Here is a 23,215-nt window from a genome sequence, read left to right as displayed (position 1 = left end):
GTATTATTTCCAAATACAGTCTTTTATTTCTGCGTTATAAGCATCCATATTTTCCTCAAAATCCACTTGTTTCCCTTTTTTATTTATATATGTGAAACCATAGTATCTTGCTCCCTGTGAAATAACCGTATACGATCCGTTAAATGCTCCTTGAATCATTTCATTCCATACAGTTGTATACTGATGTGGTCTATCCTCTGCTAATATTTCAGAATCCTCCTTAACCAAAACAATCGGTATAGCCATATGGGAATTTTCATACTTAACATAACCGATTCTGGCATTATCTTTTTTTGAATACATATCAACAAATTTTATATTAATTGGTTTTTTACTATCGGAAGTAAAACAACCAATATCAATAGACCATTCAGAGGCATAAGAATTAGTAGATAATATAATAAACATCAAAGATATAAGCTTCTTATACATTTTAATTGCCTCTTCCTCTTCTTTCTCCGCCTTCTCTTCTTGCTTCGATCTCTCTTGCTGCTCCACCTTCTCTTCTTTCTCCTACCACTCTTCCTGCTCCGCCTTCTCTTCTTTCTCCGACCCCTCTTGCTGCTCCGCCTTCTCTTCTTTCTCCGATCCCTCTTGCTGCTCCACCTTCCCCTCCTCTCAGGGCAGTTATTCTCTCGTTTATATAATTGGATACATCACGATTTTTTATTCCGTACATTTTCCTATTTAACTGCTGCTCAGTTCTAAAAGGATTTGCAATGATTAATTCCTGTACTCTTTCATAGCCTCTCAAAGCTTCATCTCTGTCCTTCGTCGTTCCTCGGCGTGTTGTTATATTAGGATCATGCCAAAGTCCCCATGCGAAAGAATAGATTTTATAATTGTAGATAGAACTACTAGTAAATTCGAATCTTTCATTTTCTAACAATTGATTAAGATGCTCAGCCCTTAATACCCTAATTGCTGTTTTTAGATAATTTAATCTATCGTTATAACCATTAAATCCCCCATTGATAAGAGCAGTCACTTTATTAAAATCATCATTTCCAGCAGAGCCAGAAACGTTTTTGTGTATGTTATAAAACCAAAATGCGGATAACACACTATGTGGTGGAGATAATAATTTATCCCTATCTTGAGCTGAAGAAGTTACATCTTCATCAATATAATTACCATACTCTGCATAGGTCCCTTGGAATGTTAATTGTATTAATCCCCGACCATACCAAGGGTTATATGTCTTTCTTTCTCCCCCAATTTCTTTCGTATATCGTAATCCACCGCTTTCATGGCATACCTGCGCTAAAAAATGGGCTTTGCCTCGACATGTAGTAATACCAAACCTATTAAAACCCTGATTAAATGCTTCTAAATTGTTTTGAAGTCTTATTTGTGGTGCATTGGGCAATATCTCTTGCAGTTCATCCAGAGTAATATCTCTATCACATGCACATCCTCTAATCACCTGTATTTCCAACACATACCGTCGATTGAGCTGATGAGTTGACAGACCCTGTAATGTCGAACCACGGAAATGCTCTGAATTCTGTAATTCCTGCGCTTGCCACCCTCTAATTGTAGGATATCCATCACTGAGTATACCCAATGTGATGTATTGGTATTCATACCCGTCCATTATAGCCGTTGGCTTAACATGGGAATTGGTTTCTCCTGTTGGCAGGCGAGGTGTTCGTCTGACAATTTCATCCGCCAGTGGTTGTGCTGATATGGATAAGGTTACCGGCATTGGCGGAAGATCTTCTTCACGTAATAAACCAGTTCCATCCGTAGTACCCGTTCGTTCAATACTTGGGTTCCCCCGGCTCTTCAATTTATAAGGCATTCCCACTAATGGCTTACCCTCTTCATCCACAAGCTGAAATTCAATCCAGTGTTTCAGTATATCTGGGCAGTTAATGCAATCCGTCTGTTCTAACTGGCTCATTTTTTCTTCCTTAATTGATTATAGATTAGTGGTGGATTAGTCTTAAATCTCTTTGCTAAGCACAACCTGTTGATTATCGGTAATAAAGTGTTCAACGGTAAGTTTGTTCAGGTTCTGTTTTTCATCTCTCGCCTGTTTTAACCACACCACAAGACTGTTCTGCAATTGTCCTTCCGGTTCATCCAGTTTCAATGCCAATTCAGGGTTTTCTTCCCAAAGCTGGCAACTTAAGGAATAAGCCATATTATTTAGGGTGGTATCGGTTGAGTAACGGGCCTCGATCAGATGATCACCCAACACAAATAAATTCGTGTTCAGTTCCTGAGGGCAATTTTCTGGCCGGGAATAGCAAATCGGATTGGGCGTATCAATCATTAGCTCATTAACCGGTGTTAACAGTTCACGCCAGTCCCCCGGTTTCAGAACGGGCAGCAACGGTGTGAAAATACGATTATCCATCAGCCGCAACACCACAATCTGACCACGCAGCAACACCTGCTGATGCAACCGCCAGTGTGCTAACTGGAATGACCACGGCAAGGTGCTGCGATACCCCCAGCCCCAACTGGCATCGCTAAATTCGTGTTTATCCAGCAGCAAAGCCAGTTCCGGCAGGCATTTCGCTTTGGGTTGGATCAGCCACGGGCTTTGTTCCAGCATAGCATTCATCGGTGTACCGCTGTAGAGCGGAAACGCCTGCTCTGCCCAGCCGTTGAGGTAAAAAAGCTGGACGGGATTTGGCTTCGCCAGACTGTTAACCAGAAAATAACACTCCCCTCTGTCTTGATGTGACAGCCAGTTTTTCCAATCGGTAGGTTCCATCATGCTTCTTCTGCTCCCGTGATAATCCAATTTTCCTCTTGCTGTGCGAGAATGGCACAGGGTGGTTTAGCCGAAAATTCGGTTGCCGGGAGTGCTTCCGCCATTGGGAGTTGCCCTACTTTTGCGAGCGACTCTACCCCCTCAGGGAGTTGCAGTGAAACCCCGCGCCCGCTGCCTGCCGAACCCTGCCCGACATTAATCGGTGAAGATAAAATGCCGCCGGGCGTGACTTTCAGAAAACTGCCACCCACTTTCAGCGTGATTTCTGCTGCTGCTTCCAGCACCACCTTGCCGCCACTTTTCAGGTGAATTTCCTGCCCGCTGTCAATCACGGTGGCATCCCCAGTCTGGATATGCTGGCTGCCCGCAATCCGGTGTGACACATCGCCTTCGGTGGTGATTTTGCGTGAACCGGCGACCTGATGATGGTCATCGGCGCGAATGTCGTGGTAACGGTTGTTATCAATACGCTGTTTCTGGTCATGTTTGATATGCCAGTAAGCATCGTTTTCGATATGCGCTGTCAGGTCTTTCTGACCGTGGAGATAGATTTCTTCACTGTCTTTGGCATCCTCAAAGCGCAGTTCGTTAAACCCTTTTCCCTTGTGTGTCTTGGTTTTAAAGGTGGTGCGGGTTTTTTGGGCAGGTAAATCCAGTGGCGGACGGTTCAGGCCGTTGTAGACACAGCCGGTGACAATCGGTCGGTCGATATCTCCGTTGAGATAAGAGATAATCACCTCCTGCCCGATACGGGGGATGGTCATAAAACCGAAACCATTGCCGTTCCAACCCTGTGCAACCCGTACCCAGCAGGAAGCCCCATCATCCGGCTCGTCATAGCGGTTCCAGTGGAAATGGATTTTGATGGCTCCGTCTTTATTGACGAAAATTTCCTCCCCTTCTGGGCCGACTACGACTGCGGTTTCATCACCATCTGCCAGAGGCTTATAGTGGAAAGGTGGACGGTAGTCATCTAGACCCGAAATAAAACTGAAATGGTTGGAGAGTGTGGTGCCTTCACCGGCATCGTGCCCCAGTGCCTGCGGGCAGCGTCCATGATGACTGATACCGACCACTTGCCAGCGGGTATTAAGCGGAGTGTGCGGATGACTTTTTATCTCGAAGATTTTACCCGGCATCAGTTTGATGCAGTTACTGCTGCCGCTGCCGGTTTGTTTCTGGTTATCCAGTGCTTCATGGCGGTATTTTAAAAACGGGATGGCAGCGGCATCTTTCTGAAAACGCCCGTAACTTTCAAACACGGTATAAGGGGTCTGGCTGCCGAAATCACGGAAGCCTTCACTGCTGTGCATATGGGAGAGGTGATAGCGCGGGTTCTCCGGGTTGAAATCTTTATGCAGACTGCGTTGCGGACTCATGCCAACACCCAGCCGCACCTGATAAATGGTATCCACCCCGTGCGCAGTTTCCGGCTGAGGCTGGTAAAACAAGGGTAGCCCGGCCGTCATTCCCAGATGGCTGTCACTGAAAAACAACGTTTCATCCTCAAACCAGAAACTGAATCCCTCTTCCGCCGCTAACCGGCAGAAAAAAGCATAATCTGATTCGCGTTTCTGGGTGACATATTCTCTGTCCTGATGGGCATCGTAAAGTTTCGAATCGGATTTTACCCGATGTTTTTTCAGCAGGCTGGTTAAAATTGCTAGGACATTTTGCTGATGGTAAATTCGGCTGTCCTGATTGAGGGTCAACCGCCAAAGAGCCGGACGCACGGTCACGGTATAGAGCGTTTTGTTACCATCGGTGCCCGCCCAGTCAGCATGGGAGATGATACCAGTGATTTTGCGCTGCTCAGTTGCCCCGTGAAAAATTTGTAACGTCGCTTCCTGCATCAGCAGCGAAGCCAAATCAATCTCAGCCTGCGGTTTAAACGGGTTCGGGTTACCCGTTCTGACCAGGGTCAGGTTCAAGGTAAATAGTTCTGATAATCCTTCCTGTAGGGAAAACTCCCCCACGGCGAAAGTTTCTGCCGACACACCGGCGATGTGGCAAACAAAGCGTAATCCACTTTTCATGTTGATTTTTTCCTTCCAGTTTATTGCATGGGTTCCTTAATCCATTACATTGCCGGGCGAAACCCATCGACATGCCAGAACTGCCACAGCACTTTGTGACTGTCCGGGGTGAAAATCTCCAGCATGACAAACGAAGACTGGGTAATAAAACAAGCCATCGCCTGATTGATTAACCGGCAAAACCGATACATCTCGCCGGGATTACGGTAGCAGTCAGGATTCAGAGTAAGTGACAGTAAATGCCCACGAATAGGGCGGCCTCGCCTCATCCGGTCGGTCAGGCGCTCTTCCACCTGCATAATGCCGTCAATGTGTTGGCGGAACTGACGGCTCAATGGGCGATGCGTGTCGGCATATGGGTCAAACAGCCGGAGAAACTGTTTCAGGTTTTCGGTGGCAAACAACATCATTGGTGGACTCGAGAGGCAGGATAGCAGCGGCCAGCCATTATTTTCCTGTAACAGCGACGGATAATCGGTCATCACAGGGGTAATATTCTGCACACCGAGATGAGACGGCGAACTTTCCTGCGTCACCGTAATCGTACCTTGTTCCAGTGTCAGCGACTGTGCATGGTAGCCGATTAAATGACCTGATAACGCAATGGTAGGCAAGTGGTTTGCCGGTTTACCGGTCAAATCAAAAAAACACAGCCAGTGTTGGATTCTGCCCAGAAAATCACGCTCGGTCTGAAGCTGGTAGTAAAAAGTGTCGGGTTGTTGGTCATCCGCCAGAAAATGCCCGGCGGGGGTAAACTGTTCAATCGGCAGCCAGTGATAAGGTGTGCCCCGCTGTTCGCTGTCATCAGGCTGTTGCACGACCTCAATACCACCCAGCCGGAACAACCTCACCGACTCCCCCAATGGCAGGGGATAACGGTGATTACCAGCCCCCAGCGCAATGGTTGGGCTAATCCAGTTTTCCAGATGAATAGCCGGAACAAAGCCCAACAAAAATGCCTCATCGACATCTGCCAGTGGCAATTCGCCCTCGAAATGAAAAATCAGCTCAAACGTGCCGTCCACATTCAGTGGCACTGTTGTGCAACTTTTGCTGATATCCAGCGTGACAAAGTTATACAGTTGGGACAGTGCATAATACTCCACCAGAGGTTGCAGGCCGGAATACGTATTCTTTGGCGCAGGCAGCACCGGACTATCAAACAGGTCATGCCAGCCGTAAGGGAAACAGCCCAGTTTTCGCCGTTCTCCCTCTGTTTTCAGGCTAACGTCACAGAGATGCTGTTCCAGCCACAGACTGAGCTGTGCGGCCTTTTCCGTGTCGGTACCGAGGAAAAAAGTTAATGCACCACTTTGCCAGACCGGAGACACAGTGCCGGTTTGACACAGGGCCAGTATGATTTCACTGTGGGTGCCGGTTTTTTTCACCGTGCGTTGTTGCACGATCAACGGCTCAATATGCAGCGGACGACAAGTTTTGAAGGTCAGTAATTGCCCGTTGAGGTGAGCAGAAACGGACGTACCTGCCGGAATATCGACGCAACCCTGATGCTCGCCCTCGGCAGGATAAAACTGCATTATCGTAGTGGGGGGAATGGGACATAACGCTAACGGCCAGATGCGCGAGAGAATACCGTGAGTGATTTCGGGGAGATCGTCCTCCAGTTTATCCCGTAAGTTGGCAATCAGCAGTGCAAAGGCTTCAAAAACACGTTTAATATCAGGATCATGGTATGTTGTCAGAAAATCGCTCAAATGCGGCGAGTCTTTCGCCACGCGCTGTGCCAGCTCCCGCAGGTAGGCGCGTTCTCGCAGGTACAGCGATTCCTTGTTGTTTTTCATTCAATTTAACTTATGTTTTATCTGTCAGGGAGCGATTCTGTGCTGAATTAAAATAGGTATCCAGTCTGTAAAGATGGTTTATTGTATACATTAACCAATAAAATTAATTAATCAATTAAATCCAATTTTCGTCTGATTTTGGCGGAATATCGGTGTGTCTGCGGAATTTGCACGGGAATTCATATAAAAATAAGGATGACGGGAACAGTAGCAGCCTGGGATAATGAAATGTCCGCACTGCGTAAAATGTTCCGCATGGCAGGCCGGGAGAAACTGGAAACAGTAATCCACCCTCAAACACCTTATGGTGGGGAATACAGATGTTATGGCACACGCGCAAACTCGTGGAATCAATAAAAGCAATTCCTGTGGGTTTTCCTTTTAATTGCGTCAGATAACTGCACAGTGGAACCAAAACGGAAGGGGTGACACTGACAAAACGGGGATAACTGAGCAAGGTTGGAAAGTCGTTATGATGATATTTCCAAGTATACTCCAGATAAAAACTTTTTTGTTCACTGCCTGTTCCTCTTCAAAGCGGTTTCTGGTGTGCACCAAAACTTTGCTCTTGGAACAGGCAGTTAGTTTGTTTTTCATTCAAATATAGAGTTAATTATGGCTATTGGCTTCAAATAATAACAATATATTATGCTATAATTGAATGCTAATCTTTCTTATTTTGTATTTAAATAACGTTAAATTGATTTATTCAGTATTTTATCAGCCTCAATCAATTGTTGTTTTCTCGGTGTTATTGCAGAAGAAGAATGGTTTCTTGCCAAGAATGTATATACCGTCGGCAGTACGAATAAAGTGAAAAATGTTCCCACTAGCATACCAGATACAATCACCAGCCCAATACCAAAACGGCTAAGTGCACCCGCACCACTAGCGAACAACAGTGGAATCAAGCCGATCACCATAGCGGCGGTTGTCATCAATACCGGGCGAAGACGAATTTTGGCCGCCTTCAAGATCGCTGAACGCTTATCTATCCCTTCAACTTCTTGTAACTTATTGGCAAATTCCACCATTAAGATACCATGCTTACTAATAAGTCCTATTAGTGTTACCAATCCAATCTGAGTATAAATATTAAGTGTAATATATCCCATAGCTAACGGTATCAGAGCGCCACAAATAGAAAGTGGTACAGTGATCAAGATAATCAAGGGATCAACAAGGCTTTCATATTGAGCAGCCAATACCAAATAAATGATGATCAACGCAGCCAAAAAAGCAAAAACCAGAGCATGGCCTTCTTGTTTATATTGACGGGAATCAGATTGCCAATCATAGCTGAATCCTGCTGGCAAATTATCCAGTACTCCCTCAAGGAGAGTTACAGCTTGCCCTAAGGTCACTCCTGGCGCAGGAATAGCCTGAAAAATTGCTGCATTCTGCTGATTGAACTGAGTCAGTTTATTGGGTTCAACTCTCGTCGAGATTGATACTACTGTAGAAAGTGGGATCATCTTTTGGTTTTCGGTTCGCACAAAATGATGTGCCAATGCTTCTGGCGTTAATCGCTGACTGCGTATACTTTGCGGAATGACGTCATATGAACGACCATTCATCCCAAATCTGTTGATATAGCCTTCTCCTACCAGCAATGCCAGTGATTCACCAATATCTTGCATTCTAATCCCCAAGCTATTGGCTTTAGCACGATCAATCCGCACTTGTACTACTGGATTGTTATAATCCAGATCGCTGTCTACAACAGCAAATAATCCGCTCTCACGTGCTTGCTGTTTAATTTCTTCCATTGTTTGGTATAGGATGGGGTAATCCTGCAAACTACGCAGTACCATCTGAATGGGCAGTCCCCCAGTGGAGCCAGGTAATGGCGGAAGCTGGAATATAAAAATACTACTCCCTTCTACTTCTCCCACTGCCGCTTGTAATTGTGCCTGAATGTCCGAGGCCGTGCGCTTACGTTCACTCCATTCTGTCAAGTTCACTCCACTAAAACTTGAAGAAAGCCCATCAGTCCCATTAATGACCCATGTACCAACCATCTCTGGAACTTCATTAAATACTCGGTCAAGTTTATGGGCAAATCGCTCTATATAATCCAAATTAGCATGTTGTGGTGACTTGATTGCTGCCAACACACCTGCCTGATCTTCTACTGGAGCTAATTCCTGACGTGCTTGCTTATAAAGTAAAGGCAAACTTATAACGACGAGTAAAGCAAACACCCCTGTTACCCACCGATAACGCAGAGAAATATTGAGCAAACGGGAATAATAGTGAGCTAACTTATCAAAGAATGCCTCAGCCGCCAGTGCCATTCTGCCTTCTTGCTGTTTCGGCTGTAGTAAGAAAGAACTCATTACTGGCGATAAAGTCAGAGCCACTATACCTGATACGATAACAGCCCCTGCCAACGTTAAAGCAAATTCCTTAAACAGGGCACCTGTCAGCCCTGACATCAAACCAATCGGCGCATAAACGGCTGCAAGAGTAATCGTCATTGCAATCACAGGACCTGCTACTTCTCTCGCACCAGTTAAAGCGGCTGCAACAGGCGACATTCCTTCTTCAATATGACGATGTACGTTTTCAACGACTACAATCGCATCATCGACCACAAGACCAATTGCCAATACCATTGCCAATAGCGTCAATAAATTAATACTGAAACCAAATAGCAGCATTAGTCCTGCTGCCCCGAGCATCGACAAAGGGATGGCAACAATTGGAATCAATACGCTGCGCAATGACCCCAGACAGAGATAGATCACTGCCATCACAATAATCAATGCTTCTAACAGCGTATTGGCAACTTCATCAATCGAAGCTTTAATAAAGCGAGAAGTCTCAAACGCCAAGTCAACCTTAACTCCTGGAGGAAGTGTTTTTTGGATATCAGGTAACAGGCGTTTGATACCATCAACAATAATAAGCGGGTTACCTGTTGGCGTTGAAAATAGCCCCAAGTGCACAGCGGCCTTACCATTTAACATCGCGCTGGTTTCAGTTGCTGCGGAACCCAGTTCCACTGTGCCAACATCTTTGAGGCGAACTAACCCATTGCCATCATTGCGGATAACCAGATCACGAAACTCCTCAACATTCGTGAGATCGGTATTAACATGCACATTTGAAACAACATATTCTCCTTTCACTTTACCTGGCGCGGCTTGATAATTATTTTGCCTGACCGCTGCGGCAACATCCGCTGCCGTCAATCCACGCCCGGCAAGGCGATCGGCATCCAGCCATAAGCGCATAGAAAGTTGTTGTCCACCCATTACTTGTACTTTTGAGACACCTTCAATGGAAGAAAACATGGGTTCAACCACTCTTGAAAGGTAGTCTGTCACAGCCGATGCGGGTAAGGTTTCACTGGAAAATGCCACATAAGCAACAGCCGTTGATTCCCCGGATGACAGTTCAATAACAGGATCATAAGCCTGTTTTGGCAACTTATATCTGACTTGGTTCACCTTTGCCATCACCTGTGCCAAGGCCTGGGTGGAATCGCGATTAAGCTCCATACGTATGGTCACGGTACTTCTGCCCTGCACTGAGGAAGAAGAGAGATAATCCACCCCTTCTACAGAAGAAACTGCCTGTGAAATAGGCTGAGTGACAAACCCTTGCATCAAATCGGATGAGGCACCCGGATATTCCGTTGTGACAGTAATTGTTGAACTTTCTAATTGTGGATATTGCCGAATGGAAAGTTTACTCAGGGCAAACAAACCCAACAACAGGATCAATGTACTGACTACCAGAGCAAGCACGGGTCGGCGAACAAAAAGATCAGTAAATGTCATTTTTCCGTCTCCATTAAGAACCCGTTGCAGATGATTTCGCTGTATTCAATGTATCATCAGCAACCTCGACCACTTGTGTGCCATCATTTAATTTCAGTTGGCCTGATGTCACAACTAACTCTCCCTCAGACAATCCCTTCTTGATCTCCACCATGCTGTTCCAACGTTGTCCTGCTTCAATGGAAACGCGTTTTACCGTCATAGGCTGTTGTTCAGTTGTTTTTTCATGTTTTTCCGCGCCTTGTTCTGTACCTTGTGCCACAAATACAGTATCCCCATAAGCGGTATAGGTCACAGCTGTTTCTGGTACAGTCAAAACTGGAATATTATCTTGACGTACAACTTGGATACTGGCGTACATTCCTGCTTTCAGTTTCCCATCAAGATTATTTAGAAGTGCTTGTACTTGCACAGTACGGGATTTACCAATCAAGGGATCAATGGCACTTATCTTGGCGGGGAAATTCTGATTCGGATAAGCATCAACCAATACATTTACTGTCTGCCCAACATGCAACTCAGGACTCGTCTGTTCATTCAACGAAAAGTTCAGTTTAAGATTTTTTGCATCCACCAAGTTAGCAATAGAGTCACCCGCATGTATAAACTGTCCTACATGCACCTGTCGAATTCCCATTACGCCTGAAAATGGTGCCCGAATTGCTTTCTGAGCAATGAGTGCTTCGGTCTGACGAATGGCAGCCAACGCCATATCACGCTCTGCCAGCGCATTATCCAGTTCTGCGGCGGCGGCAACCTTGTTGGTAAATAATTTGCTGGTGCGTTGATATAACCTGTCAGCATTTTTCCACTGAGCCTGTAAACGAACAAGTTCAGCCTGTTCAACTGCATCGTTAATTTGCACCAGTAACTGGCCTTTCTCCACATATTGACCAGACTGAAACTCAATACTAATTACTCTACCGCTGGTTTCCGACGCCAAATGTATTTGTCTGTCAGCCTCAAGTTCCCCAACACCATATAATATTCTAGGGAGATGTGTTTCTTTTACTTTCGCCAAAGCCACCTTCACAGGTGGGTAGGCCATATATCCTGATTCATTCTTAGCTGAACTATTTAGTTTATAAACGAAAATTCCAACCACTAACAATAAAGCGATTCCTAGGCCAACAACGATTTTTTTTCCTATCATTTATATCAACCTTTTCATTGTGTGAAATATTTGCTTATACTTTGAGTTTTTCTCAAGTGATTCGTTTCTGTATTCCCATTGCCAACAATCCCCAATAACCGTTGTATATTCAAGTACAAAGTAGGATGAATTTTTTCGCTTTTACTAGGGAAACCCCCAAAAGTATGGCTTATAAAAATGGTTAATAGAAGTGAGTCAATTGCTGATGCGATATAAAAAAATAATTCAGACGCAAACTTTTAGTACACATTTCTGACAGACTGCCATCAAAATTTATAAATTTGGCAGATTTCAATGAAATGAAGATAAGTAGAAAAATAATAGAATAAAACCCTATACTCTAGAAACTTTCAACTTACTTTCATCAAATCATCGCATAAACTACTCTCACATTTTTTATATAAAGACACTATTTTCCAGCATATCAGAGTAAAAGTATGGCATTTTCTGATTGACGAGCATAACGAACATACATTATAAGACCTTAAGTTAACTTGAGGTCAAGAGAGATGAATAAAAATAAAGAGATTGATTTTAATAGGACGATGACGATTGGAGAAGTATCAAAACGTAGTGGAATTGCGATATCAGCAATTCATTTTTATGAATCTAAAGGTTTAATCAAAAGTTCACGTAATCAAAGTAACCAACGCCGTTTTCCTTCAATTGTGTTACGTTATATTGCAATTATCAAGGCTTCACAAAGCGCTGGCATTCCATTGAAAGATATACATAAAATATTAAACCAGCTCCCATATAATAATAAACTGACAGCAGAGCAATGGATAAATTTTTCTTCACAATTACAGGATATGTTAGATCAACGCATTAAGAAACTAATCCGTTTGCGTGATAATTTAGGTAGTTGTATCGGATGTGGATGCCTTTCACTAACAGACTGTCCTTTGCGTAATCCAAATGATATTTTGGCAAAAAAAGGAGCAGGGCCGAGAATTTTAGAAGACGATTAAAAATAATTCCACCAATTTTTATTACCAACATCAAATTAATTATTTTGAAAAATTATTAAAATGATATAATAACAAAGTGAACATGATTTCCATTTAATAAAAACAAGAAAGCCGTGGGATATATCCATCCACACAGCTTAATACATAAGTAAATTTCTGTTCACAACAAGTTATAACTATTATTTTTACCTGATTACTTAACTTGATTGAATAAAATTAAATGCTTGTGGCTATTCTTGCATGAAACAGTAACACGGAACCATTGTTGTGAGTTTTTTGGCAGTTATTTAGATATGTTGAAGCTTTCATGGAATCAACTTCATGGCAGCTATATAAAAAATGAAAAAAGCAGGTGTATCACTATTATGAAACTTTATTTAGCATTGCTTCATTAAACTTATCGAGTAATACTATAGTGTCTTGCCAATGCAAACAAGAATCAGTAATGGATTGCCCATAAACTAAGGGATGACTCAGAGATTGATTACCCTCTTCAATAAAGCTTTCAGCCATTATACCTCTTATAACTTCCATACCTTTTTTTATTTGTTGACATATAGACTCTGCAACTACCAATTGTTGTTTATGGTTTTTTTGACTATTACCATGACTCAAATCTACCACAACACTCCTATTAACCCCTTGATTTTGAAGTTTTTCATTAAGTTGTGAAATATCAACTTCATGATAATTAGGCTCTTTTCCTCCTCTAAGAATGACATGAGCATACTGATTACCTAAAGTAGATATCAATGATAATTTCCCACCATTATTAATAGAACAAGTTATATGCGAATGATTAGCCACTTTAATTGCATCAATAGCCACTTGAACATTACCATCAGTACTATTCTTAAAACCAACAGCATAAGGCAACGCAGATACAAGCTCCCGATGTGGCTGTGATTCTGTTGTTCTTGCTCCTATCGCTGCCCAACTGATCAAATCAGAGTAATAGATATACAGATATGGGCTGAGAATCTCTGTTGCTGTTGCTATTCCCATTTGATTAATCTTATAAAGAAGCTTTCGCGAACGATATAAGCCATCTTTATAGTGAGCAGAGCCATCCAAATCAGGATCAGAAATAAACCCCTTCCACCCTAATGTAGTTCTAGGCTTTTCCAAATATGTTCTCATTACAATAAACAGTGAATCTTGATATTTTTTTAGTATAGATTTCAACCGTGATGCATAGTCAAGACATGCATCTTCATCGTGAACAGAACATGGACCAATAATGACTAATAACCGTTTATCTTTTCCTTTGAAAATATTTTCAATCGTTTTTCTACTATTATCAATATGTAGCAAAACCTGAGGACTGAGCTTTATTTCAGAAAAAAGTTGATTGGGAATAGGTAAGGTTTTTAAATTCTGATTCATGACTAACCTCTAACAATATTTTTATAATTATCATGATTGTTTATTTGAAAAACACCGTAATTTTGTGGAATAAATACAAAGCAGGATTACATTACCTCAACAATTAATTAAGTAAGCATTCTTATACTTTAAAATCTTTTGGTAAATCATTAATACCCATAAAACAACTTCCAATTTAATATTATTAAGAGGGGTTAATTTTCAAAATAATTTAATAATATAACCTGTGTTATTTTAGTGGCATTCCTAGCATCCATATCATGGTATTATACTCAAAACATTATTTTATTAACTAAGTTATTAGTGCCTACCAATAATATTCTTTTGAATTTCCTTTTTTTTTATAAATAATAAATCGTTTTATGATGAAATTTATTGGAAATTCCAAAGAAGCATAGTCCAATGCCACGAGAAAAAAGAATTTAATTACGGCTGCAATCTTAAGCTCTTCCATCCGTTCTGAGTATGCTCAAAACGCAGCCTTTTATGTAAACGGTTCGAACTTGCAGACCAAAACTCGATAGCATGAGGTTCAAGCAGGTAAACAGTATACCCACTCGGACAAGGTAATGCCCCAGTACCATCAAGATCTTGTGCTGATATAAGAAGCTGTTCATACGATATTAAAGGCTCACTTTGATAGGAAACTGTTGACATTGGATGCAAAGGTATTGCACGTTTATTCCATTCCTCAACAGCTCGTTCTCGAGTAAGCATTTTAACCGTCCCACTTATGGAAAGCTGGCGACCAAGTTCACGCCAATAAAAATGTCCACAAGCAAAAGGATTATCTTTAACATCTTTTATTTTTCGACTACAGCTATGTGTAGCAAACACAATACCTTCATTTGTGAATTCTAATATAGCCATTACACGGGATGACATATTTCCAGAAAGATTTGCGGTCACTAAAACCATCGCACGAGGTTCACGGACATCCTCATTAATTGCTTCTTGTAACCATTTTCTCCCTAACCCAATAGGATCATTAGTAAGGGAATCATATTCAGGAAAGACATAATCCAATTTTCCAGTCATACTTTCAAAAATGCTGCTCATGCTTTTGCCCTAAATAAAATATTGACCTGTTGCAATCTGAAATGCGTAGCCGCCAGCCTCAAGGTAAAACTCCGCTTTCTCCATTTTAGCCATGGATTTCATATAGGATGGCCTTCCCATTTCAACACCTTGCATTATTTCTATAGTTTTCCCAAACTCAGCTAAACCATATCGACAAAGATGCAGTGCCAGAGGGCCTGCAGCCGAGCCTGTTGCTGCATCTTCCGCAACTCCGTAAGCAGGAGAAAACATACGTAATCGCCAACCATCAGTACCATTTGGGCAGAAACATAAAGCAGCCATGTTATTAAACTGAGAAAGTTTTTTTAGATCTGGGCTAATTTTTGCGAGTATATCGACGTTTTCAATACCAACAAATACATGTCTCGGCCCTACATCATACATATCTATTGGTAATGTACTTTTCTCCACTCCAAGCGCTTCAAGCAATTCTTGTCCATATTCATAGAGAGAAATAGCAGGTTTTGGCTGCTCCATTTGTACATAAGCTGTATAAGGTTGCTCTTTTACTAAATCAACTGAAAATCGATAAACTCCTTTTTGTGTTTCGATATTCATTTCAGACAATCCTGTTTCTTGTGCTAAAGCTAACGCTGTGCCGAGCAATGGATGTCCTGCAAAACCTAATTCATTGACTGGAGTAAAAATTTTGACATTTGCATCACCATCTTTCAAAGGAGAGCGAATGAAGGTTGTTTCAGAAAGATTAAGTTCAGCAGCCAATTTTTGCATATAATAGTCATCCAAGTCGTCACAGTTAAAAAAAATAGCGACTGGATTTCCGGTAAATAATTCATTCCCAAAAGAGTTCACAATAGTATACTTATGCATATTTCACCTATATTATTATACTGATTAAACATAAAAATATTTGATTAACATTCGGACTTTTAATCACCTATATTTATTTCATTTAATACATCAAATATAACTCTATGATCTGGCATTCTTCCTATAGCCTCTCCTGATATATTATTTGGCATTACTGAAATATCGGGTTTATCTCCATTCCAAATCATCAAAGCTCCCCAACACCTTCCTTCATTTGAAGTAAACCAAAATTTTTTAGTCAAATTAGGTACATTTTCCCACTCTTCTAAAACTTGCTTTGTCAAACTTTCAGATAAAATATTTACATTAGGATCATTATCATCAAGATCCCACCAAGCTAATTCAATTTTCATTCGTTGTCACCGAAAATATAGCATCTCTTAATATTCTATGACCCTCTTTAGTCAAAATTGATTCAGGATGAAATTGCATTGAACAAAAATTTGGCCCTTTTAATCCATGAACTTGTTTTGACTGAGCATCCCGATAAACCACAACATCACCTATAGGACTTTTTATATTCTCTGATTCCGAAATAGCCGCAAAAGTGTTATAAAATCCAACAGATTCTGTTTTTCCAAAGATAGATATTTGTTTTTGTATCCCTTGATTTGGTGGATAAAGACGTTCTATAGATAAACCAAGTAATGAACATAAAATTTGGTGTCCAAAACAAATCGAAACAAAAGGTTGCTTCTGTGCGATTGCGTTCATTATCACATTCCGGCTTGTTATAACTCTTAAATCAGTTAATTTGCACGGATCACCAGGACCAGGTCCTATAATAAGTAACTTTGAATTGCTAATTTCGTCTATTATAGAATATGATTTAACTTCAACTTTAAAACCTAATTCACGTAGTTGATATGCCATCATTGATGTAAAAGTATCTTCATTATCTAAGATGACAATCTCTGGTTTATTTATATAATTTAGTGAATATTCAGAGGAGTGAACAGTATCTCTGAACCAAAAAATTGAGAGTCGTTCATTCCTCTTATTAAGTAATTGGGCAATGTTTTCTTTTTTAGGCAAAGTATCAAAAGCAGTTATACCCATAGCATTTTGAATAGCGGCAGCTTTAGCAATAGTCTCCTGCACTTCTGAAAGCGGATTAGAATCACGAACCAAAGTCGCCCCAACTCCCACCTGTATTTTCCCATCTTTTGATATTTCAGCAGTACGAATAAGGATTGCAGAGTCTAATCGTGGGTCACTATTAAGGTCGTCAATTAAAGCAACAAAACCACTATAGTAAGAACGCCCATAATTTTCGTAGCGTGCAATTACTCTAGTTGCATTTTCTAAAGGACTACCGACTACAGTTGGTGCAAACATTGAGCGCTTTAAGATTTCAGATATAGGTAGTTCTGTAGAACCTTTAAGGCTATAGCAGACATGCGCCAATTTTGACATACGAATAAGTGATGGTCCGCATACTTTAACATCAGAAGAACAAATATCAGTCATCATTTTTAGTTCTTCATCAAGAACCATTGATAACTCTCCCTCTTCTTTATTATCACGTAAAAACTCCAGAAGTCCGTCTTGAGTTTGACCAGAAGCAGGAAATCTATATGTACCACTTATTGGTGTCATTGAGACTGATTTAACATTAAGACTAATATGCATTTCTGGTGAAGCACCAACTAAAGTCACTTCATTCATATGAATAAAAAAAGTCCAATAAGCTCCTTTTTCTTGTTCCAATAAGTTACGAAAAATTGTCATTCCAACATGATCACTATAATCTGTAATAGAGCCATTCAAGGTACGTTTAATGACAAAATTGGCACCTTCCCCTGTACCTATTTCATTCGCAATTATTTCTTTGACAATTTTTTCATAATTTTCGTCATTTGGATTGAAATAAGAATTGCTAAGATTTATTGGTACATCAGGTAAAATATCGATAGCGTCTTCAAGTAAAAGCGTTTCATAATCATTGATACAAAGGACACGAAAAGGTGTATTATCTTCAATGATAGTGAAACCACGCTCTTTAATCTGGCGATAAGGTGCAACAAGAAGAACACCTTTATTACCCATTTCCCGTTGTTCTTTTTGAATTTGATCTAACTCTTTTAGATTTTCAATAATTTGTTCTGTACCAATTAGTACCTCAAGTGTTGCCTTTTTAAATCTTTCTGGTCTATACACTAAAGCATAGGCATCGAAATGACCTTCAACGACTTTTTGCAAGATTGTTTGTGTCTCAAAAGAAAGAGATGTAGTCATTTGCAAACCTCTTCCGTTGGCAATACACTGGCGCAACATTCAGTAGCATATATTAATGTTTGTAAATGAGCTTGTTTTGAGAAATCAGCAATAGCATCCTGTACAAGAAATACTTCAATATCTCTTGAGTAAGCATCAACAGCACTTGTCTGTATTCCAATATGAGCAAAAACGCCACAAATAATTATTTGGTCGCGTTTTTTTTCAATGAAAATCTCATCAAGAGGTGTGGCATGAAAAGCGCTATATCTCCATTTAGTTAAAACCGTATCCTCTTCCCGTGGTGCTATTTCTTTTACAATATCAGTATGTTCAGTTTTACTGTTCATACCTTTTCCCCATATATCATAAAGAAGACCACGTTCTTTTTCAGACATATCACCGCATTGAGCAGTGTAAACAATAGGTAGATTGTTTTTTCTAGCGTAAGAGACAAGTTTCTGACAATTTTTTACCAATTCTTGTTTCAAATCCAAAGAGAAAAAGTCCAAGAAATATGTTTGCATATCATGTATAAGCAATATGCTACGATTATTATCGTGTTTCCATTTGACGCTATTTACTACATTAAATTCAGGTGATTGGAGTGTGTAACTCTCAATTTTAGGAATACTCATACTTCTGCCCCATTGCAAAAAAAATATATTCAAAATAGCCATTATTATAATTAATATGGCTATCTGTGGCTTATGACTAAATTACTTAAAATAATTCAAATAAATTAATCAGGTAGGAATGCCACTTCTATTAATTTTAGGAAGTTCAATACCTAATGCTTTGAACTGTTGACATGGATTCATAAATTCACGTTGAATTTTTATTTTTCCATTTTCAAACTCGAAATAATGGATAAAATGGTTTTCATATATACCTTCAGGGTAACCTTCAAAATTAATTATCCCTTTCCCATCACATTCAACCCAAAAAATATTTGGGTCTTGAGTATCAAATATAACGATATTGTACCAACACCAATCAGGAAAGCATTTCAAAGACCAAACAGCATGTTCAGACAAACGAGCCTTACTTTTGGTCATAATTGGCTCTCCTGTATCAGTAGTCCAAAGCCCTCCACATCCATCTTCAGTAAATAGTTCGTGTCGTTTCAGCCTATCTTGCCCTTTCGTGTTCATATATTTTTCGACAATCAATCGATTATGTTGCCGTACTTCATTATCTTGAATCATGGTACTATCTCCTCAATCGAGAACACTAATAATCAAATGACAATAAGAAAGAATGATAATTAAATTAATTCAATATCAATATTTAGTTTAAATTAAACCCATAGTTACAATATTTTATTCTAAAAGTGTTCATGAAACCTTATGAAGCTCCCTGATATGAGGGCTACTATTACTAATAGGCTTTAAGTACATTATATCAAAACACTCAACACCAGATGGCTTCTTTCAGATATAATTCATATAAGTAGTTTTAATTTAAAAATCACCTTATTAAAAAATATTACTTATTGTACGCCCCATCTTTAACATCCATTAAATTTAACATGTTAAACAATCAACTTCTCATTCATTACTCTATGTAAAAATATGTAATATAAAATATAACAAAGAAGAAAAAGCAGAAATAACATACAATTTAAACATTAGATTAAATTAACAAAAATTAATATACTTACTCAGTGAAACTTTAAACCTCAAGAATATAAATATAGATAAAATTTATATTAACATTAAAAAACAATAAAAACATAAATAAAGATCTTGGTAAGATCCAAATATTAGTATGCAAGTTAATAAAATGTAAATGGACAAATTGAATTTAATACAGAAGTGTGCTTAATATCACAATTAATAAAAAATAAAATTTCATCGTTGAAAAGTATTTTAATGGGAAGATGAGGAATAATTACCTATCCCTTGAAAGTTATTATATATATCTACCTTCAAACCACTCAGATTACTATGTCATTACATTTCTAGGGTTAAATATTTTTCGATAACTGACAACAAAATATAATAAACTCCAATGCAGTTATATTAACTAGTTAATACTAATATTTATAATAATGTGTATATTAATTGTGAGACTAAACCGTTAATAGGAAAAAATTCATTTTAATTTATGATGAATGCTCCAAAATAATAAATGTGACTATTTCATTCTGGCACAATTTAGCTTGCATGGAGCACTCATTTTACTTAATCAAGTTTAATTTAAAGGCCATTTACCAAACCACCTATCCCGTTTGGCGCGAACAATTCATACTACTTTAAAAAATCCTGGTCTATATGTGTATGGCTCTCAACTATTTCGTCATACCTCATCATATTAATTCATGTTCATAAATTTCTACTTGTTCCTCAAAGTGGATACGTAACTTTTTTATCTGTAATCAAACTTTTGCTATTGAAACCAGGGAAATTTTTGCTACGTTCACGATCAAAAACCGCAATATATTCCTTAAGGCCACCAAAATAGAAGAAAACACGAGGGGTAGCACTATGTAGATTTGACCCGAATATCCAAGATTTCACCTGAGCAAAGACAGTATAATTTGCCAATTGTTCACAATGTATCGACCAATCTGAGAGTGCTTGGGGAGTAGCCTCAATAACAGTCTTTGGATAACTTTCAGCCCACGAAATAATATCGCCGATGAAGTTTACTTGAGCTTCAATACCCGCAGCTAGGTTGGAAAATATCCCCTGAGGGCCAAGAAGGGTAAAGAGGTTTGGAAAGCCGGGTGTAAAAACACCAAGATATGCGGCCGGGTTTTCACCCCATGTTTCAAGAAGGGTATGCTCATTGCGCCCAACCACCTTGAAGTTCCGATAAGCACCTTCAACCGCATCAAATCCTGTAGCAAAGATAAGGATATCAATTTCATGTTCAACACCATCAGCAGTGAGAAGGCCTTTTTCCGTTGCTTGTACTATTTGTGTATCTAACAAGCTCACTAATTGAACATTGGGCTGATTATATACCTCATAATATCCATCAACCGATACAGGCCGCTTAGCATATAGTTCTGTCGGTGTAAGGCGGCGTGCCGTATCAGGATCCTCGACAATATCTTTGATCTTTTCGGCTATAAACTCACAGGCGGCGCGGTTAGAGTCTGGGTTGATAACAAGATCATTGAAGGTGCCAAACATAAAACCGAATCCCCCACCTTCGTTCCAAGCACGTTCAAAGGCGGCCTTTTGCTCTTCCGAGGACACATCAAACGTACCTATAATAGGTTCGTCGAAGCCACATGCCAGATGAGTTTTTCTCCATTCTTTCCATTGTTCTTCAAAATTCGAGCAATAACTCTCTACTTCATTTGTCGTCAAGCGACGTTGCCCCGCCGGTACAATATATTGAGCCGCCCGTTGAAATACCGTCAGATGGGATGCAACCTTACTTGCTGCAACGATGAGCTGTGCTCCCGTCGATCCTGTCCCCAATACTCCGACACGTAGCCCATCGATTTTCAGATTATCTGGCCAACGCGCAGTATGTATGATTTGTCCTTTAAACTTATCGAGGTCTTTGATTTTTGGAAAAACAGGTTCAGACAATACTCCGACAGCGCTTACCAGATATCGGCTTGTAAAAATATCTCCATCTGTAGTTTTAACCTGCCAGATGTTTTTGGCCTCATCATAGATAGCTTCGCTAACACTCGTTTCAAAACGGAACAGCTGCGAAATATTGTTGCGACTTGCAACATTCTCCAAATAATCTCGCATCTGTTCACCAGTTTGATATCGAGCATACATATCCCACTGTGGCGAAACCTCTCGATCAAAAGAGTAGCGATAGACAAATCCATCGGTATCCGCCTGAACGCCAGGGTAACGATTCCAATACCATGTACCGCCGACATTCTTACCTTTTTCAAGCCCAAGCACCTTTAATCCTAACTCATTATGAATTTTGTGGGCTGCAAAAAGACCAGAAAGACCTGCACCGATGACAATAGCATCGAATTGGGGAAGAGAAGATTGTTCATTCATTTCAAAACTCCTGTGCTATAGATTCATTTATGGGGTTATTATTAGTGAGATAGCAGAGTCAATCCGAACGCGTCCTTGTCGTTTCGGCTTTATAGTTGGTCGCAGTGATGACAAGCTCTTGAATTCGCTCTTGTTGATTAAGAGCTTGGCTAGCAAGTTCGCGAGAATTCATTTCCCGATTTGCCATTACGATCTTGGATACAGCGGGTATACGTACATGCTCATATTTCGCTATTGCTGATCCGAAGTCAGGGGAATCATATATAGCAGAGGTGAGGGTTCCGGCGTCAATGATAGATTGAGTTGCCCCATTTGCGCCGATTGGAAACATCGGGTGAGCAGCATCACCAATTAGAACACACTGGTTATGGCTCCATTTATTTAATGGTTTCCGATCCACCATCTCGGTTCTCATAAGTGTTTTACTCATGGTTATTAATGTTTGGAGATTTAACCAATCAAAATGCCATCCTTTAAGAAGTTTGAGCAGGAAATCTGTAGCTTGAAAACGGTTGATTGTTGTATCAAATTGTTTATCAAGTGACATAGGAACAAGGATAACCCAATTAATAAGGCTCTCTCCACGCAGATCATGGGATTTGGAAACAGGATATGCGATAAGACGAACCCCTTCTCCACTATTAGCGATAATCATTGTTCGACCATCCAGAAGTTTTGGCATAGGGGTAATACCCCTCCATAACATCATGCCACCGGAATTCAGTTGCATAGAATCTGGAAATAAGGTTTGGCGCATTACAGAATTGACACCATCGGCACCCACAATCAGATCTCTTGCCCACTGCGTTTTATATAAAAAATCAGCAGGAAACTTCACATCAAAGTTAAAGGTTGCTTTTGTTTTAGCTGTTGCAAAGATTAGATCAAGCAGTTTTGAGCGAGATATAGATATCTGTGGAATATCAAAACCAGCATCTATGCCCCTTGCTTCTTCAAAAAGAGTTGTTCCTAAATGGTCAACATAGCGGTGTGCTCTGGTTTGGATCCCACAAGAATCCAGCTTTTCAGCAAGCCCCAAACGATACAGGACTGATACAGCTTCAGGTTGAATATTCAAGCCAAACCCATCTTCAGAGAGTTTCATCCGCTGTTCATAAATGTCGCACTCTATGCCAGACGAAGAAAGCAGAGCCGCAAGAGTTACCCCCCCAATTCCAGCACCAACGATTACTACTTTACCTGAACAATCAGTTATCGCCGCCATAGTAAATAA

At 40.3% G+C, this 23,215-nt stretch carries 17 protein-coding genes and 2 pseudogenes; 2 read left to right on the top strand and 17 right to left on the bottom strand.

All coding sequences use genetic code 11. The features are described 5' to 3' along the window. Positions 1 to 3: 3 nt before the first annotated feature. The 8 genes and pseudogenes from Xvie_RS01975 to Xvie_RS01940 form a co-directional block, all read right to left on the bottom strand. Entirely contained in the window at positions 4 to 498 is a 495-nt protein-coding gene (locus tag Xvie_RS01975; RefSeq protein WP_139838791.1) for a hypothetical protein, read from the bottom strand. After that, positions 434 to 1,906, bottom strand: a complete 1,473-nt coding sequence (locus Xvie_RS01970) for a hypothetical protein (RefSeq protein WP_086107713.1) — start codon at positions 1,904 to 1,906, stop codon at positions 434 to 436. Before Xvie_RS01970 ends, Xvie_RS01975 begins: the two co-directional genes overlap by 65 nt. Positions 1,907 to 1,948: 42 nt before the next feature. Continuing rightward, positions 1,949 to 2,731: a DUF4123 domain-containing protein gene (locus Xvie_RS01965; protein WP_086107712.1), complete on the bottom strand. Its 783-nt coding sequence runs from the start codon at positions 2,729 to 2,731 to the stop codon at positions 1,949 to 1,951. Further along, positions 2,728 to 4,764 (bottom strand): type VI secretion system Vgr family protein, encoded by a 2,037-nt coding sequence (locus tag Xvie_RS01960; RefSeq protein ID WP_086107711.1) that lies wholly within the window; start codon positions 4,762 to 4,764, stop codon positions 2,728 to 2,730. Before Xvie_RS01960 ends, Xvie_RS01965 begins: the two co-directional genes overlap by 4 nt. A 44-nt stretch (positions 4,765 to 4,808) precedes the next feature. Further along, the gene (locus Xvie_RS01955; protein ID WP_086107710.1) at positions 4,809 to 6,566 is read right to left on the bottom strand and encodes a type VI secretion system baseplate subunit TssF; all 1,758 of its coding nucleotides are present in this window, start codon (positions 6,564 to 6,566) and stop codon (positions 4,809 to 4,811) included. Positions 6,567 to 6,855: 289 nt separating this feature from the next. Beyond that, positions 6,856 to 7,077: pseudogene (locus Xvie_RS01950) on the bottom strand (transposase); the annotation flags it as partial. A 184-nt stretch (positions 7,078 to 7,261) separates the two neighbouring features. Continuing rightward, positions 7,262 to 10,354 carry a MexW/MexI family multidrug efflux RND transporter permease subunit gene (locus Xvie_RS01945; protein ID WP_086107709.1) on the bottom strand — a complete coding sequence of 1,031 codons (3,093 nt, stop codon included), beginning with the start codon at positions 10,352 to 10,354 and terminating at the stop codon, positions 7,262 to 7,264. A gap of 13 nt (positions 10,355 to 10,367) precedes the next feature. Continuing rightward, complete coding sequence (locus Xvie_RS01940) at positions 10,368 to 11,504, bottom strand: efflux RND transporter periplasmic adaptor subunit (protein WP_425273898.1); 1,137 nt, start codon at positions 11,502 to 11,504, stop codon at positions 10,368 to 10,370. A gap of 512 nt (positions 11,505 to 12,016) precedes the next feature. Here Xvie_RS01940 and soxR point away from each other — a divergent pair. Together soxR and Xvie_RS25060 are read left to right on the top strand one after the other, a co-directional pair. Beyond that, positions 12,017 to 12,478, top strand: a complete 462-nt coding sequence (gene soxR / locus Xvie_RS01935; protein ID WP_086107707.1) for a redox-sensitive transcriptional activator SoxR — start codon at positions 12,017 to 12,019, stop codon at positions 12,476 to 12,478. Between the two features lie 176 nt (positions 12,479 to 12,654). Next, positions 12,655 to 12,821, top strand: a pseudogene (locus tag Xvie_RS25060) (IS630 family transposase); the annotation flags it as partial. 20 nt (positions 12,822 to 12,841) lie between these two features. On the opposite strand, the gene Xvie_RS01930 reads toward Xvie_RS25060, so the two are convergent. From Xvie_RS01930 to Xvie_RS01890, 9 genes are all read right to left on the bottom strand, one after another. Beyond that, on the bottom strand, positions 12,842 to 13,864 hold the full coding sequence (locus tag Xvie_RS01930; protein WP_086107706.1) for a 3-deoxy-7-phosphoheptulonate synthase: 1,023 nt from the start codon (positions 13,862 to 13,864) through the stop codon (positions 12,842 to 12,844). 426 nt (positions 13,865 to 14,290) lie between these two features. After that, on the bottom strand, positions 14,291 to 14,923 hold the full coding sequence (locus Xvie_RS01925) for a pyridoxal 5'-phosphate synthase (protein ID WP_086107705.1): 633 nt from the start codon (positions 14,921 to 14,923) through the stop codon (positions 14,291 to 14,293). A gap of 9 nt (positions 14,924 to 14,932) precedes the next feature. After that, positions 14,933 to 15,775: a PhzF family phenazine biosynthesis protein gene (locus Xvie_RS01920; RefSeq protein ID WP_086107704.1), complete on the bottom strand. Its 843-nt coding sequence runs from the start codon at positions 15,773 to 15,775 to the stop codon at positions 14,933 to 14,935. Between the two features lie 59 nt (positions 15,776 to 15,834). Then, positions 15,835 to 16,128, bottom strand: a complete 294-nt coding sequence (locus Xvie_RS01915) for a hypothetical protein (RefSeq protein ID WP_086107703.1) — start codon at positions 16,126 to 16,128, stop codon at positions 15,835 to 15,837. Continuing rightward, a complete protein-coding gene (locus tag Xvie_RS01910) occupies positions 16,118 to 18,013 on the bottom strand; it encodes an anthranilate synthase family protein (RefSeq protein ID WP_086107702.1) in 1,896 nt (631 codons plus the stop codon). Before Xvie_RS01910 ends, Xvie_RS01915 begins: the two co-directional genes overlap by 11 nt. After that, positions 18,010 to 18,630 carry an isochorismatase family protein gene (locus Xvie_RS01905; protein WP_086107701.1) on the bottom strand — a complete coding sequence of 207 codons (621 nt, stop codon included), beginning with the start codon at positions 18,628 to 18,630 and terminating at the stop codon, positions 18,010 to 18,012. Before Xvie_RS01905 ends, Xvie_RS01910 begins: the two co-directional genes overlap by 4 nt. Positions 18,631 to 18,738: 108 nt before the next feature. Continuing rightward, positions 18,739 to 19,200 carry a PhzA/PhzB family protein gene (locus tag Xvie_RS01900; protein WP_086107700.1) on the bottom strand — a complete coding sequence of 154 codons (462 nt, stop codon included), beginning with the start codon at positions 19,198 to 19,200 and terminating at the stop codon, positions 18,739 to 18,741. Between the two features lie 1,140 nt (positions 19,201 to 20,340). After that, positions 20,341 to 21,981, bottom strand: coding sequence for a flavin-containing monooxygenase (locus tag Xvie_RS01895; RefSeq protein WP_086107699.1), 1,641 nt, complete (start codon positions 21,979 to 21,981; stop codon positions 20,341 to 20,343). A 58-nt stretch (positions 21,982 to 22,039) separates the two neighbouring features. Beyond that, positions 22,040 to 23,206 carry an FAD-dependent monooxygenase gene (locus tag Xvie_RS01890; RefSeq protein ID WP_167376215.1) on the bottom strand — a complete coding sequence of 389 codons (1,167 nt, stop codon included), beginning with the start codon at positions 23,204 to 23,206 and terminating at the stop codon, positions 22,040 to 22,042. Between the last annotated feature and the right edge of the window lie 9 nt (positions 23,207 to 23,215).

Origin of the sequence: Xenorhabdus vietnamensis, from assembly GCF_002127535.1 — a bacterium.
Taxonomy (GTDB): Bacteria; Pseudomonadota; Gammaproteobacteria; order Enterobacterales; family Enterobacteriaceae; genus Xenorhabdus; species Xenorhabdus vietnamensis.
The sequence above is the reverse complement of the archived record's forward strand: the minus strand, read 5'-3'. Positions and strand labels throughout refer to the sequence as shown.

Bases quoted from the DNA above. Each gene is read 5' to 3' on its own strand.
- Xvie_RS01960 (WP_086107711.1), bottom strand. From the start codon at position 4,764: ATGAAAAGTGGATTACGCTTTGTTTGCCACATCGCCGGTGTGTCGGCA.
- Xvie_RS01900 (WP_086107700.1), bottom strand. From the start codon at position 19,200: ATGATTCAAGATAATGAAGTACGGCAACATAATCGATTGATTGTCGAA.
- Xvie_RS01910 (WP_086107702.1), bottom strand. From the start codon at position 18,013: ATGACTACATCTCTTTCTTTTGAGACACAAACAATCTTGCAAAAAGTC.
- Xvie_RS01965 (WP_086107712.1), bottom strand. From the start codon at position 2,731: ATGATGGAACCTACCGATTGGAAAAACTGGCTGTCACATCAAGACAGA.
- Xvie_RS01955 (WP_086107710.1), bottom strand. From the start codon at position 6,566: ATGAAAAACAACAAGGAATCGCTGTACCTGCGAGAACGCGCCTACCTG.
- Xvie_RS01920 (WP_086107704.1), bottom strand. From the start codon at position 15,775: ATGCATAAGTATACTATTGTGAACTCTTTTGGGAATGAATTATTTACC.
- Xvie_RS01890 (WP_167376215.1), bottom strand. From the start codon at position 23,206: ATGGCGGCGATAACTGATTGTTCAGGTAAAGTAGTAATCGTTGGTGCT.
- Xvie_RS01945 (WP_086107709.1), bottom strand. From the start codon at position 10,354: ATGACATTTACTGATCTTTTTGTTCGCCGACCCGTGCTTGCTCTGGTA.
- Xvie_RS01970 (WP_086107713.1), bottom strand. From the start codon at position 1,906: ATGAGCCAGTTAGAACAGACGGATTGCATTAACTGCCCAGATATACTG.
- Xvie_RS01895 (WP_086107699.1), bottom strand. From the start codon at position 21,981: ATGAATGAACAATCTTCTCTTCCCCAATTCGATGCTATTGTCATCGGT.
- Xvie_RS01905 (WP_086107701.1), bottom strand. From the start codon at position 18,630: ATGAGTATTCCTAAAATTGAGAGTTACACACTCCAATCACCTGAATTT.
- Xvie_RS01925 (WP_086107705.1), bottom strand. From the start codon at position 14,923: ATGAGCAGCATTTTTGAAAGTATGACTGGAAAATTGGATTATGTCTTT.
- soxR (WP_086107707.1), top strand. From the start codon at position 12,017: ATGAATAAAAATAAAGAGATTGATTTTAATAGGACGATGACGATTGGA.
- Xvie_RS01915 (WP_086107703.1), bottom strand. From the start codon at position 16,128: ATGAAAATTGAATTAGCTTGGTGGGATCTTGATGATAATGATCCTAAT.
- Xvie_RS01930 (WP_086107706.1), bottom strand. From the start codon at position 13,864: ATGAATCAGAATTTAAAAACCTTACCTATTCCCAATCAACTTTTTTCT.